The organism is Amycolatopsis sp. lyj-109, assembly GCF_046548995.1.
Taxonomy (GTDB): Bacteria; Actinomycetota; Actinomycetes; order Mycobacteriales; family Pseudonocardiaceae; genus Amycolatopsis.
This window is the reverse complement of record NZ_JAJPWR010000007.1, coordinates 213651-226755: the sequence shown is the minus strand read 5'-3', so window position 1 is coordinate 226755 and position 13105 is coordinate 213651. Positions and strand designations below refer to the sequence as shown.

Sequence of the window (13105 nt, the reverse complement as noted above, 5' to 3'; positions counted from 1 at the left end):
TTCCGCGAACCGCCACCCCGGCGGAAGTGTCCACGGCACTCGGTGGCCGTGCTTTTCGCATGATCCGGCCTGCTGATCAGGCGGGCGTGACCTTCAGCAGCTTGTCGTCCGTGCCGTCCGAGGTGGTCACGTAGAGGGCGCCGTCCGGGCCGCTGCGGACCGCGCGGAGGCGGCCGAACCGGTCGTCGAACTCCGGGGGCAGCGTGACGTCGAGGACCTTGCCCGCCGGGTCCAGGTGGTACAGCAGCAGCTTCTGGCCCTTGAGCGCCACCACGACCAGCGCGCCGTCGTTCGCGCCCCACTGGGCGCCGGTCAGGAAGGCGTTGCCGCTGATCGCCTCGGTGGTCTTACCGGACGTCCACAGTGGACTCACCGCGTCCGGGAAGCGCTTGAGGTCGGTCATCGGCACGCTCTCGTCGTAGCTTGTTTCGGTGCCGCCCTGCGACGGGTCCCAGCCGTAGTTGGCGCCCGGCTTCAGCAGGTTGACCTCGTCGTCGAACGACGGGCCGTGCTCGGCGGTGATCACCTGGCCGCTGCCCGGCCGGATCGCCACGCCCTGGACGTTGCGGTGGCCGTAGGTGTAGATCAGCCGTTCGCGCGGGTTGTTCGAGGTGATGAACGGGTTGTCCGGCAACGGTTCCCCGGTTTTCGCGTCCAGCCGCAGCACCTTGCCGCCGAGGGAGTGGCGGTCCTGCGCGATGGACGCGCGCGCGGTGTCGCCGGTGCCGACGAGCAGCGCGCCGTCCGGGGCGAACGTCGGCCGGCAGCCGGAGTGCCGTCCGCTCGGGTTCACCGGCAGCCCGGTGAGCAGGTCCTTCACCTTCGACGCGCTCGCGCCGTCGGCGGCCAGCTTCCAGGTGACCAGCCGGATGTCGACGGCCCGGCCGCCGTCCTGGTGGTCCTGGCAGGTGATGAACTCGCGGCTGGTCGCGAAGTCCGGGCTGACGACCAACCCGAGCAACCCGCCTTCGCCCTTGACCAGGACGTCGGAGAAGTCGGCACGCACCTCGGCGGCCTGGCCCCTCCGGATCAGCGCGAGCTTGCCGGGTCGCTGCGGCACGAGAATGCCGCCGTCGGGCAGGAAGCCGACGTCCCAGCCGTGCTCCAGGCCGGCTGTCACCGTCTCGACCTTGAACTTCCCGCTCGCGGTGGCCTGGGAGGCCGCCGGCGGGACGCTCTGCACGGGCTCGCTCGCCGCTCCCGAACAGCCCAGGACCAGCAGGGACACCGCACCGAGGAGACCCAGCGAACGCCGCATACGGCTCATCCTGCCATCAAGTGGTGAAATCGCCGTTCGCCGCCGAGCGCGTGAGGAAGTCCAGGTCTGCTTCGCCGGGGATGTAGTGCCCGGTGCCGGGAACCAGGTCCACGACGGCGCCCGCCGCCTCGAGCCGTCGTTTCGTCGTCGCGGAGTCGACCATGGCGTCATCGGCCCCGGCGACGGCGTACACCGGCATGGTCAGCCCGGCCAGAGCCGCGTCGCCGAAGACGGGGAACGGCCCGGTGCGGTACCGGTAGTTCGCGGCCACCAGCAGCTGCTGGGCCACGACCGGCGACGACTCAGGCTCCCCGACCGCGCCGGCAACGGCCTTCCGCCGTCCCTTCTCGCCGAGCAGCGCCAGCAGGACGGCCTTGACGACGAACCCCTTCTTCATCGGGCCGAGGCCGACCGGGCACCGCAACGCCAGTGCGGCGACGCGCTCCGGCCGCCGGATCGCGAAGTCGAGCGCGAGCCAGCCGCCGAACGACGAAGTCAGGAAGGCCGCCCGCCCGACGCCGAAGTGCGCCAGCACGGCCTCCAGCCACCGCGCGTACCGGTCACCGTCGAGCGGCGGCCGCGCTTCGGCGCTCAGCCCGGGTTCGCCGATGATGTCGACGGCGTACACCCGGAACCGCTCGGCCAGCGCCGGGATCCGGGCCGCCCACTCCGCGGAGTTGCTCCCGGAGCCGTGCAGCAGGACCAGCGCCGGGGCGCCGGCCGGCCCCGAGACCAGGACGAACGTCTCGCCTTCGGGCGTCGGGACGCGCACTTGGTCATGGGGGACGGGCCAGGTCTCGAGCGCGTCGAGGTACCGCTCGCGGAGGAGCGCAGCGCCCGCTTCGGACTTGTATATCGTCATGCAAAGTACTCTAAACCTCCGCATCAAGGGGATTAATAGGGAGTGATCAGGAACCTGGTCGCACCAGCCCGGACTCGTAGGCGAAGACGACGGCGTGCACCCGGTCGCGCAGCCGCAGCTTGCCCAGGATCCGCCCGACGTGCGTCTTCACCGTCGTCTCGCCGATGTACAGCTTCGCGGCGATCTCCGTGTTCGACAGCCCGCGCGCGATGAGGCCCAGCACGTCCTTCTCGCGTTCGGTCAGCGCCCCGAGCTTCGCGACGTCCACGGGGTCGCGGTCGTCGGCGAGGTACCGGTCGAGCAGCCGCCGCGTGACCGACGGCGACACCATCGAGTCACCCCGCAGAACGCCTCGGATCGCCACGAGCATTTCTTCCGAGGGCGCGTCCTTCACGAGAAACCCGCTGGCCCCGCCGCGCAGGGCGGCGTACGCGTACTCGTCGAGGTCGAAGGTGGTGATGATGAGGACGCGCACCTCCGGCAGTTCGCCGCAGATCCGCGCGGTCGCCGCGACGCCGTCGAGCACCGGCATCCGGACGTCCATCAGCACCAGATCGGGCCGGAGCTCCCGCGCAAGGGTGATGGCTTCTTCGCCGTTGGCGGCCTCGCCCACGACGGTGAGGTCGTCTTGGCTTTCGACGATCATGCGCAGGCCGACGCGGACGAGCTGCTGGTCGTCGCAGAGGAGGATGCGGGTGGTCACGGGCTCACCACCAGGCTCGCGGACACGCGGTACCCGCCTCCGGGGAGCGAGCCGGTTGTCAGTTCGCCGTGGTACATCTCGACACGCTGGCGCATTCCGGCGAGGCCGCGGCCCGACGACGGCAGTGCCGGCGCCGGGGGTGAATGGCCGCCCGTGTTCGTCACCTCGATGCGGACCTCCGGTGGCTCGAAGGTGATGCCGACGCGGCCGGTCGCGTCGGACGGGGCGTGCTTGATCATGTTGGTCAGTGCCTCCTGGACGATCCGGTACGCCTGCAGCGCGGCGCTCGCGGGCAGGGTGCCCGGGTCGCCGGTGACGTCGAGGGTGACGTCGCGGCCGGACTGGTCGACGAGGTCGCGCAGTTCGGCGAGCGTCGGCTGGGGGGTGCGCGCCGCCTGGCCGGCGTGCAGGACTTCGAGGAGCCGGCGCAACTCGGCCAGCGCGTCCCGGCCCGTGTGGACGATCGTGTCGAGCGTGCGGTCGACGGCGGCCGGGTCGCGGTGGCGGGCGAGCTTCGCCCCTTCGGCGTTCAGCACGATCACGCTGATGCTGTGCGCCAGGACGTCGTGCAGCTCGCGCGCGATCCGGGTGCGCTCTTCCGCGACCGCCGCGCGGGTCTGGGCTTCGTCGCGTTTCTCCTCTTCCGCGGTGAGCTGTCCCTTGGCGCGGAAGAACTCTCCGAGCGCCCAGGCCGCGATGTGCAGGGGAACGATCGCGACGATCGTGAGGGTCGGATTCTGGGTCGACGGGCCCCAGCTGAACCCCCACAAGGCGTCGAGCGCCAGGATGGCGGCCGCGGTCAGCGCGGCGGACCGGCGGTCGCCGCGCTGCACGAGGGTGAAGAGGACGACCGCCATGCCCAGCTCGGCGCGGCCGCGGTCGTAGGCCCAGATTTCGTTGGTGTACGCGACCAGGGTGCCGGCGAGGATCAGCAGCGCGACGGTGCGCGGGAACCGGCGGCGCACCAACAGCGGGAGCAGGAACACCATCGGGATCGCCCGCACGGTCCACGAACCCTGGCCCACCCAGTTCGGCGCGAGGAAGACGAACACGGCGTACAGCGGCAGGTCCACCGTCCACCGGTGCCTGCGCATCCACACGACGAGTCGTTCCATGCCACCGAACGTAGTGCCGGGGGTGGGGCCGGGTCGTCATCCCTTCGGCCCCGATCGAGTCCTCCCTTGGGAGGACAAATCCGGTCGGCCCGGCGGATTCGCGGCCGGTCCCGCCGTTCCTAGCGTCGGGATCATGTCGATCACCAGGGAATTCCTCCGCCACCCCGTGCTGACGGGCGCGATCGCGCCGAGTTCGCCGCGGCTGGCCGAAGAGATGACAGCGGGCCTCGGCCTGGAACGCGCGTCGTGCGTCGCGGAACTCGGGCCGGGCACCGGTGTGTTCACCGAAGCGGTTCTCGCGCTGCTTCGCCCCGAAGCGCGCTTCACGGCCATAGAGATCAACCCGCGTTTCGCGGCCGGCCTGAGCGAGCGCTTTCCCCAGGTCGACGTCGTCACCGGCTCGGCGGAACACCTGGCCGTGGCGAACGTCGACGTCGTCGTCTCCGGGCTGCCGTGGACGGCCATGACCGCGATCCGGCAGCGGCACATCCTCGACGCGGTCACCGCAGCACTCGCCCCGAACGGCCGGTTCACGACGTTCGCGTACGCCCATGCGGCCTGGACGCCACCCGCCCGCCGCTTCGCCGCGTCGCTGCGAAACCGGTTCGCGGTCGTGGAGCGCACGCAGGTCGTCTGGGGCAACCTGCCGCCCGCGTTCGTCTACCGCGCGGCGCTGCCGGTGGCGGTGGGGAGGGCCCGGCGTGGACAGCCTGCTGCGGCCTCTGCTTGACGCGCCCCCGGTGGTCGTCTACCTGGTCTGCGCGCTGGTCATCACGGCGGAAACCGCGCTGCTGCCGGGAATCGTGCTGCCGACGTTGTCGACGCTGCTGCTGATGGGCTTCCTCTCCGAGCGGGGCACGCTCCACCTCGGACTCGCTTGGGTGGTGGCCGTCGCCGCGGCCGTCCTCGGCGACCAGCTCGCGTACCTCGAGGGACGTCGCTGGGGGCCGCGGCTGTCCCGCCGCGTCGGCCGGAAGCGCTGGGAGCGCGCGGAAACGGCCGTCGCGCGCTACGGCGTCCCGGCGGTGGTCGCGGGGCGCTGCCTGGCGGGCCTCCGGACGCTGGTGCCGCGCGTCGCGGGCTCGGCGGCGATGCCGTACCGCCGGTTCGCGGCGGGCAGCGTGGCGGCGGCGGTGCTGTGGGCGAGCGTGGAACTGCTGGTCGGTCACACGACGGCGCTGATGGTCTGAAGCCGTTCCGCGGTCTCGGCGTCCGCCGGCAGGAACGTCTCCAGCTTCAGCTCCGACACGGTCACGTCCGCCGCCGTCGCGAACGTCGTGATCGCCGTGATCAGCCGCAGTTCGCCGGCCGAGGTGGCCAGCCGGACCGGCACCGCGAACCCGAGGTGCTCCGGGCCCGGCGGGGACGACGGCGGCAGGTACCCCTCCAGCTCGGCGAGCTGGGCGGCCAGCCGGTCGTCCGGGGTGCGGGCCAGGTCGTTGCGGAGGCGTTCGAGGATGTGCCGCGCCCAGTCGTCGAGGTTGGCCACGCGCGGCGCCATCCCGCGCGGGTGCAGCGCGAGCCGCAACGTGTCGACCGGTTCGCGCAGCAGTTCCGGCGCCACACCCTCGGTGAGCAGCCGGAACCCGTCGTTCGCCGCGACCAGCACGCCGTAGCGGTCGACGACGATCGCGGGGTAGGGCCGGTGGCCGTCGAGCAGCCGTCGCAGCCCGTCGAGCACCGGCCGGATCGCCGGGTCGTCGAGCCGCGTTTCGGGGTACGTCGGCGCGTAGCCGGCGGCGTGCAGCAGGCCGTTGCGTTCGCGCAGGGGCAGCTCGAGGGACTCGGCGACGCGCAGGACCATGCCGCGGCCGGGCACCGAACGCCCGCTTTCCATGAAGCTGACGTGCCGCTGCGTCGTGCCCGCGCGCAGGGCGAGGTCGAGCTGGCTGATCCGCCGCCGGGTGCGCCAGTCCTTGAGCGCCGTTCCGAAGTCCACGGGTCCATCCTGCTCGGCCGGTCCATTCCCCGCGGGGAATTGAGGGCATACCCCGGTTCGGCGACGCTTCGGCCATGACGAACTACGGCCTGGTCATCCCGACCTACCAGCCCATCCTCGATGCCGGGCGGACCGCTGCCGAGCTGGTCGGCACCGCCGTCGAAGCCGAACGCCTCGGGCTCGACTCGGTCTGGGTCGGCGACACCCTCGCGCGGGCTCCGCTCGACGCCCTCACCGTCCTGGCCGCCTTCGCCGCCCGGACGCACCGGGTGACGCTGGGGACGTCGGCGCTGCTCCCGGCGCTGCGGAACCCGATCCTGACGGCGAACCAGCTGCTCAGCATCGATCTGCTCAGCGAAGGACGGCTCACCGTGGCCGTCGGCGCCGGGTTCTCCGGGCGCAGCGAGCCGGAGTTCGCGTTCGCGGGCGTGCCGTGGGCGCGCCGCCGGGCCCGGCTGGACGACATCGTGGCGCTCTGGCGCGCGGCCTGGAGCGGCGCAACGTCCTTCCACGGCTCGGTGCTGCACCACGACTCGCTGCCGGTGTTCCCCGCCTCGGCTCGCCCGGGTGGCCCGCCGGTGTGGCTGGCGGCGTACACGCCGGGCGCGCTGGAGCGGGCCGGCCGGCTGTACGACGGCTGGCTGCCCTACCCGCCCGACCCCGTGGACTACGGCTCGGGCCTGGCGGCCATCCGCGCCACGGCGTCACGCCCGGTGACCCCGGCGCTGTTCGCGACGGTCCTGGTCGAGGACGATCCGGCGCGCGGAAGTGAGCTGCTGGAGGAGTACTGCCGGCGCAACTACGGGATGCCGGCGAGCTTCGTCCAGGGCATCCAGATGCAGGTGACCGGCAGTGCCGTGGAAGTGGCGGAGCGGCTGCGGAAGTACGAAGGGGTGGAGCACTTCCTGCTGCGCGTCGCGAGCACGGACCCGAAGGTGTTCGACGAGCAGCTGCCCCGCCTCGCGGAGGTGGTGGAACTGCTGCGCGACCAGCCGTGATCGGAAACCTGTCGGGGGTGGCACGTAGGCTGGGACCGTGACCGACGCTCCACTGTCCGGACTCCTCACCGCCATCCTTCCCGACCCGGCCCTGCGCGGTGTGGTCGAGCGCGCCGGCGCGCCGTTGCTCGAGCTGCAGGGCCCGATCGCCGCCCGGCAGCTCGTCGCGGCCGCCGTCGCCGCCGATGCCGGTGCCGCCAAGCCCGTGCTCGCCGTCACCGCCACCGGCCGGGAGGCCGACGAGCTGACCGCCTCACTCGGTGCGCTCCTGGGCAAGCACCGAGTCGCCGACTTCCCGAGCTGGGAAACGCTCCCGCACGAACGCCTCTCCCCGCGCGCGGACACCGTCGGCCGCCGCCTGGAGGTGCTGCACCGGCTGAAGACCGGGGACGATGACCTGCGCGTCGTCGTCGCGACGGTCCGCAGCCTGATCCAGCCCATGGCGCCCGGTCTCGGGTCCCTCGCCCCGGTCGACCTCGTCGTCGGCGAAGAACAGAGTTTCGAGGGCCTGCTCGAACGGCTGGTCGAGCTGGCGTACACCCGCGTCGACATGGTCGAGAAGCGCGGCGAGTTCGCCGTCCGCGGCGGCATCCTCGACCTCTTCGGGCCCACCGCGCAGCACCCCGTCCGCGTCGAGTTCTGGGGCGACGAGGTCAGCGAGATCCGCGCGTTCGCCGTCTCCGACCAGCGGTCGCTGCCCGGCGAGATCCCGCGGGTCACCGCGCCGCCGTGCCGCGAGCTGCTGCTCACGCCGCCGGTCAAGGAGAAGGCCGCGGAGCTGGCGAAGACGTACGAGGCCGACGCGCACCTGGCCGAGATGCTCACCAAGCTCGCCGACGGCATCCCCGTCGAGGGCATGGAGGCACTCATCCCGGTGCTCTGCGAAGACGAGCTCGAGGTGCTCACCGACGCGATGCCGGTGGGCACCCACGTCCTGCTCACCGACCCGGAGAAGATCCGCGCCCGCGCCGCCGACCTCGTCCGCACCGGCCAGGAGTTCCTCGAAGCGTCCTGGACGACGGCCGCGGCGGGCGGCCAGGCCCCGATCGACCTCGGCGCGTCGGCCTACCGCGGGCTCGACGAAATCGCGTCACACGCGCAGGACACCAAGCGCGCCTGGTGGACGCTGACCCAGCTGACCAGCGAAGACCCCGACGTCTACCGCGTCTCGATCGAGGCGGCGCCCGCCTACCGCGGCGAGCTCGAGCGCGCGACGGCGGACCTGCGCGCGCACACCGCGTCGGGCGGCACGGCGGTGCTCGTCGTCGCCGGCCAGGGCACCGCGGCGCGCGCGGTGGAGCAGCTCTCGGCCGCCGACGTCCCGGCGACCCAGGCCGGTGACGGCCTCACCGGAGTGCCCGCCCCGGGCATGGTCACGGTCACCTGCGGTGGCCTCACCGACGGTTTCCTCTCGCCGGAGCGCGCACTGGTCGTGCTGAGCGAAGCGGACCTCACCGGCCGCGGCGCCGGCGCCGGAACGTCCACAAAGGACCTGACCAGCAAGATGCCGTCCCGGCGGCGCAATGCGGTCGACCCGCTGGCGCTGAAGGCCGGTGACTACGTCGTGCACGAGCAGCACGGCATCGGCCGGTTCGTCGAGATGGTTCAGCGCACGGTCGCCGGCGCGACCCGCGAGTACCTGCTGCTCGAGTACGGCTCGTCCAAGCGCGGGCACCCGGGTGACCGCCTGTTCGTGCCGACCGACCAGCTCGACGAGGTGTCCAAGTACGTCGGCGGCGAGCTGCCCACGCTGAACAAGCTCGGCGGCTCCGACTGGAAGAACACCAAGGCCAGGGCCAAGAAGGCGGTCAAGGAGATCGCCGCCGAGCTGGTGCAGCTCTACGCCGCGCGCCAGGCCGCGCCCGGGCACGCGTTCGGGTCGGACACGCCGTGGCAGGGTGAGCTGGAAGACGCCTTCCCGTTCACGGAGACGAACGATCAGCTCGCCGCGATCGACGAGGTCAAGGCCGACATGGAACGCGGCGTCCCGATGGACCGCGTCATCTGCGGCGACGTCGGCTATGGCAAGACCGAAATCGCCGTCCGCGCCGCGTTCAAGGCGGTCCAGGACGGCAAGCAGGTCGCGGTCCTCGTCCCGACGACGCTGCTCGCCCAGCAGCACCTGAACACGTTCCACGAACGCATGCGTTCCTTCCCGGTGACGATCAAGGGCCTGTCCCGGTTCACGAACAAGACCGAGTCCGACCTCATCCTGGAGCAGCTCGCCGAGGGCGAGGTCGACATCGTCATCGGCACGCACCGCCTGCTGCAGACCGGCATCCGCTACAAGGACCTCGGTCTGGTCATCGTCGACGAGGAGCAGCGCTTCGGCGTCGAGCACAAGGAGCACATCAAGGCGCTGCGCACCCACGTCGACGTGCTCACGATGTCCGCGACGCCGATCCCGCGCACGCTGGAGATGTCGCTGGCGGGCATCCGCGAGATGTCGACGATCCTGACCCCGCCGGAGGACCGCCACCCGATCCTGACCTACGTCGGCACGTACGACGACAAGCAGGTCGGCGCGGCGATCCGCCGCGAGCTGCTGCGCGACGGCCAGGTGTTCTACGTCCACAACCGCGTCTCGTCGATCGAGAAGGCGGCGCGGCACATCCGGGAGCTGGTGCCGGAGGCGCGCGTCGTCACCGCACACGGCCAGATGAACGAGGACAAGCTCGAAAAGATCATCCAGGGTTTCTGGGAGAACGAGTACGACGTCCTGGTGTGCACCACGATCGTCGAGACCGGGCTGGACATTTCGAACGCGAACACGCTGCTGGTCGAGCGCGGTGACCTGCTGGGGCTGGCGCAGCTGCACCAGCTGCGCGGCCGGGTCGGGCGAGGGCGCGAGCGCGGGTACGCCTACTTCCTGTACCCGCCGGAAGCGCCGTTGACCGAGACCGCACACGACCGGCTGGCGACGATCGCCCAGAACACCGAACTCGGCGCGGGCATGGCGGTCGCGATGAAGGACCTCGAAATCCGCGGCGCGGGCAACATCCTCGGTGCGGAGCAGTCCGGGCACATCGCGGGCGTCGGCTTCGATCTCTACGTGCGGCTGGTCGGCGAAGCGGTCGACGCGTTCAGGCGACACGCGGGCGCGGAGACGGCGGAGGACGAGGAGCTGGCGGATGTCCGCGTCGACCTCCCGATCGACGCGCACATCCCGCACGACTACGTCCCGGGGGAGCGGCTGCGGCTGGAGGCGTACCGCAAGATCGCGGCGGCGCCGGACACCGAGGGCCTCGACGCGGTCCGCGAAGAGCTGATCGACCGCTACGGCCAGCCGCCGGCGCCGGTCAATCGGCTGCTGTCGGTGGCCAAGTTCCGGCACACGTGCCGCGAGGCGGGCGTGACGGAGGTGGCGGCCCAGGGCAACACGATCCGGTTCGCGCCGCTGCCGCTGCTGGACTCGCAGATGGTGCGGTTGAAGCGGCTGTACCCGAAGGCGGTGTACAAGGCGGTGACGAACACGGTGTCGGTGCCGAAGCCGACGGAGGGCCCGGCGGGTGGCCGGATCGGCGCGCCGACGTTGCGCGACGAGCAGTTGCTGGACTGGTGCACGAAGCTGCTGGTGCAGCTGACGAAGAAACCCGCGGCGGTCTAGCGGCGGAACGTGAAGGCGCCCGGAGAAACGGCGGGTGCGGCGGCGCGCCGGAAGGTCTTGAATGACTCATTCAGGACCGCCGGTGTCCTGAATGAGTCATTCAAGACACCTGCGGAAGCGACCTTGCCGGAACGCTGCCGAATTCCTGCCGAATCCCTGGCGTCAGCCGACTTCGCTGAACATCGGCGGCATCGGCTCCGCCAGCCCCATCCGCACCGACTCCACCGGTACCGGAACCGCGCCGGCCCCGGCCATCGGCAACGGCCGGGGTTTCCGCGGCATGCGCGACCCCGCGCCGCCGCCCCTCCCCGGGTACACCAGCAGCCCCCGCGCCGGATCCGGGACCGCGTCGAGCGCCGCCGTCACGGCCGGCAAGGCCCGGAACGCGTCACGGCGCTCCTCCGTCGCGAACTCGATCTCCAGCACCACGCCCCACCGGTGCTCGTGCCAAACCCACTGCTCCGCGCCGTTCGTCAGCGCCGCTTCGGTGAGTGCGTCCCCTTGAGCCAGGCGCCACAGCGAAGCCGAATGCTCCCCGTCGAACACTTCGATGGTCAGCCAATGGTCCATAAGTCGACATTACCGCCGTGGTGACCCCATGGGTGTTGCGTTTCGGGGGCGATGGTGTGAGAGGGTATGGCCTGTGATGCGGATCATGGGGCGCCCTCGCGCGCTGGTCGCGGTCGTTGCCGGTGCTCTTCTGCTCGCCGGGTGCGGCTCGGGCCCCAGCCAGGTCGGCAGCGCCGTCGTCGTCGGCGACCGGTCGGTGCCCCTCGACCAGGTCCAGTCGATGATCGACCAGGCTCTCCGCGAACACCCGTACGCGCAGAAACTCGCCACCGAGCACAAGCTCGACCTGCTGGGCCGCGAGATCGTCCGGCAGAGCGTCCTCCACGAGCTGACCCTGCGCGCGACCAAGCAGGAGAACCTCGTCGTCGACCAGGCGAAGGTCGCCGGGCTGGCCGCGCAGGTGCCCAACGCGCCGGTGGCGGACACCGGGCAGGGCGACCAGGTCGCCGTCACCCAGATCGTCTCGCAGCTGCGCGACCGCAACGAGGTCGCGAGCGACCTCGTGCTGGAGCAGCAGTTCGCCCAGAAGCTGCTGCCGAAGCTGTCGGTCGGCGCGGACTACGTCGGCATCAGCGCGACCGCCGACAACGACCAGGCGGCCCGTGCCCGCGCCTTCGACCTCGCGAAGGAGTTCGCCGACAACCCCGGCAAGGTCCAGGGGGTCGTCCAGCAGGCGCAGCAGGAAGGGCAGCAGGCCCAGCAGACCGGGCAGCCCGGCCCCAGCGGGTACTCCGCCGGCCAGGCCGCCGAACTCTTCGGCGCCTCGCAGTACCTCGGCCTGGCGTCGACCGCGCTCTTCGGCTCTGAAAAGAACAGCGTCGTCGTCTTCCAGGCGCAGAAGCCGCAGCGCCCGGACTGGTTCGTCTTCGTCATCCGCGCCCGCGGCACCGACCAGGCCGTGCCGGCCGACCAGGAAGCGCAGAAGCCGACGGACGCGCAGCTGACCGCGATCGGCACCCGGCTGCTGCAGCCGTACCTCGGCCAGAGCGGCCTGCGGGTCAACCCGCGTTACGGCGTGTGGGATGTTGTGGGCATGAACCTCGTGCCGAACTCCGACGCCACCCAGGGCGTCGTGCTGCCCATCCGCGGTGCCGCGCCCGCGCAGCAGTGAGCACGGGTGTCGTCGTAGTCGTCCGCGGGACGACGCTGCCCGGTGCGGCGCTCAAGATCCTGCGTGAGTCACCCGCTGTCTACGCGGCCACGGACGTCGACCCGGCCGCGTTCGGCGTCCCGCCCGTCATCGAGGCGCCTTCGCTGAAGGGCGTCGTGCTGCTCGCCGGGTCCCGGGACGAGCCCGCGGCGTCGCTGCTCATCGCGACCGGCGCGGACGTCATCGAGACGCCGGTGCCGCCCTTGGTCGAGGCCGCCGACGTGATGGACCGGCTCCGGTCGCCGGGCGGCTGCCCGTGGGACGCGGTGCAGACGCACGATTCGCTGCGGCAGTACCTGGTCGAGGAGACCTACGAGCTGCTCGACGCCATCGAGGAAGGCGATCGCGAGGCGCTGCGCGAAGAGCTCGGTGACGTCCTCCTGCAGGTGCTCTTCCACGCGCGGGTCGCGGCCGAGGACGCGGACGATCCGTTCGGCATCGACGACGTCGCCGCGGCGCTGGTCGCGAAGCTGGTCGGCCGGCACCCGCACGTCTTCGCCGACGCCGACCAGGTGCACACCGTCGAGCACCAGAACGTCAAGTGGGAAGAGCTGAAGCAGCGCGAGAAGCAGCGTCGATCCATTGTGGACGGCGTGGCGCTCGGCCAGCCCGCGGTCGCGCTGGCGGGCAAGCTGGGGCAGCGCTCCGGGCGCGCGGGCATCCCGCTCGACCTCTTCCCCGAAGGGGTCGGGGTGGCCGCCCAGCTGTTCCGCATCGCGGCCACCGCGCGCCGGGCGGGTGTCGACGCCGAGGGTGAGCTGAGGGCGTTGGGGAAGCAGTTCGCGAAGGACATCCAGGCCGCCGAGGAGGCCGCCCGCGACGCCGGGCTGGAGCCGACGACCCTGGAAGCGGACGGCTGGCGGAAGTTCTGGCCCGTCCGACCGATGTGACGCAGCACACGTC

General features: G+C 71.7%; 12 protein-coding genes. 6 read left to right on the top strand and 6 right to left on the bottom strand.

Translation table 11 applies throughout. The features are described 5' to 3' along the window. Positions 1–76 precede the first annotated feature (76 nt). The 4 genes from ACLJQF_RS17940 to ACLJQF_RS17925 are packed head-to-tail and all read right to left on the bottom strand — an operon-like array spanning position 77 to position 3938. The gene (locus tag ACLJQF_RS17940; protein WP_410610030.1) at positions 77–1258 is read right to left on the bottom strand and encodes a PQQ-dependent sugar dehydrogenase; all 1182 of its coding nucleotides are present in this window, start codon (positions 1256–1258) and stop codon (positions 77–79) included. Between the two features lie 16 nt (positions 1259–1274). Next, complete coding sequence (locus ACLJQF_RS17935; protein ID WP_410610029.1) at positions 1275–2120, bottom strand: alpha/beta fold hydrolase; 846 nt, start codon at positions 2118–2120, stop codon at positions 1275–1277. Between the two features lie 46 nt (positions 2121–2166). Continuing rightward, a complete protein-coding gene (locus tag ACLJQF_RS17930) occupies positions 2167–2823 on the bottom strand; it encodes a response regulator (protein WP_410610027.1) in 657 nt (218 codons plus the stop codon). Next, on the bottom strand, positions 2820–3938 hold the full coding sequence (locus ACLJQF_RS17925) for a sensor histidine kinase (protein WP_410610025.1): 1119 nt from the start codon (positions 3936–3938) through the stop codon (positions 2820–2822). Before ACLJQF_RS17925 ends, ACLJQF_RS17930 begins: the two co-directional genes overlap by 4 nt. Before the next feature lie 133 nt (positions 3939–4071). Here ACLJQF_RS17925 and ACLJQF_RS17920 point away from each other — a divergent pair, with 133 nt between their 5' ends. After that, entirely contained in the window at positions 4072–4668 is a 597-nt protein-coding gene (locus ACLJQF_RS17920) for a class I SAM-dependent methyltransferase (protein ID WP_410610024.1), read from the top strand. Next, a complete protein-coding gene (locus ACLJQF_RS17915) occupies positions 4640–5128 on the top strand; it encodes a DedA family protein (protein ID WP_410610022.1) in 489 nt (162 codons plus the stop codon). Before ACLJQF_RS17920 ends, ACLJQF_RS17915 begins: the two co-directional genes overlap by 29 nt. On the opposite strand, the gene ACLJQF_RS17910 is transcribed toward ACLJQF_RS17915, so the two are convergent. Next, positions 5104–5877, bottom strand: a complete 774-nt coding sequence (locus ACLJQF_RS17910) for a helix-turn-helix domain-containing protein (protein ID WP_410610021.1) — start codon at positions 5875–5877, stop codon at positions 5104–5106. The genes ACLJQF_RS17915 and ACLJQF_RS17910 overlap by 25 nt on opposite strands. 74 nt (positions 5878–5951) lie before the next feature. On the opposite strand from ACLJQF_RS17910, the gene ACLJQF_RS17905 reads away from it, so the two are divergent. Continuing rightward, on the top strand, positions 5952–6875 hold the full coding sequence (locus tag ACLJQF_RS17905) for an LLM class flavin-dependent oxidoreductase (RefSeq protein ID WP_410610020.1): 924 nt from the start codon (positions 5952–5954) through the stop codon (positions 6873–6875). A 52-nt stretch (positions 6876–6927) separates the two neighbouring features. Then, the gene (gene mfd, locus ACLJQF_RS17900; protein ID WP_410610341.1) at positions 6928–10482 is read left to right on the top strand and encodes a transcription-repair coupling factor; all 3555 of its coding nucleotides are present in this window, start codon (positions 6928–6930) and stop codon (positions 10480–10482) included. A 162-nt stretch (positions 10483–10644) separates the two neighbouring features. On the opposite strand, the gene ACLJQF_RS17895 is transcribed toward mfd, so the two are convergent. Beyond that, entirely contained in the window at positions 10645–11052 is a 408-nt protein-coding gene (locus ACLJQF_RS17895; protein WP_410610018.1) for a hypothetical protein, read from the bottom strand. Positions 11053–11137: 85 nt separating this feature from the next. Between ACLJQF_RS17895 and ACLJQF_RS17890 the strand changes: the two genes are divergently transcribed. Both ACLJQF_RS17890 and ACLJQF_RS17885 read left to right on the top strand, forming a co-directional pair. Further along, positions 11138–12163 (top strand): hypothetical protein, encoded by a 1026-nt coding sequence (locus ACLJQF_RS17890; protein ID WP_410610017.1) that lies wholly within the window; start codon positions 11138–11140, stop codon positions 12161–12163. Next, positions 12160–13092 carry a MazG family protein gene (locus ACLJQF_RS17885; protein ID WP_410610015.1) on the top strand — a complete coding sequence of 311 codons (933 nt, stop codon included), beginning with the start codon at positions 12160–12162 and terminating at the stop codon, positions 13090–13092. Before ACLJQF_RS17890 ends, ACLJQF_RS17885 begins: the two co-directional genes overlap by 4 nt. The last annotated feature ends 13 nt before the right edge of the window (positions 13093–13105 follow it).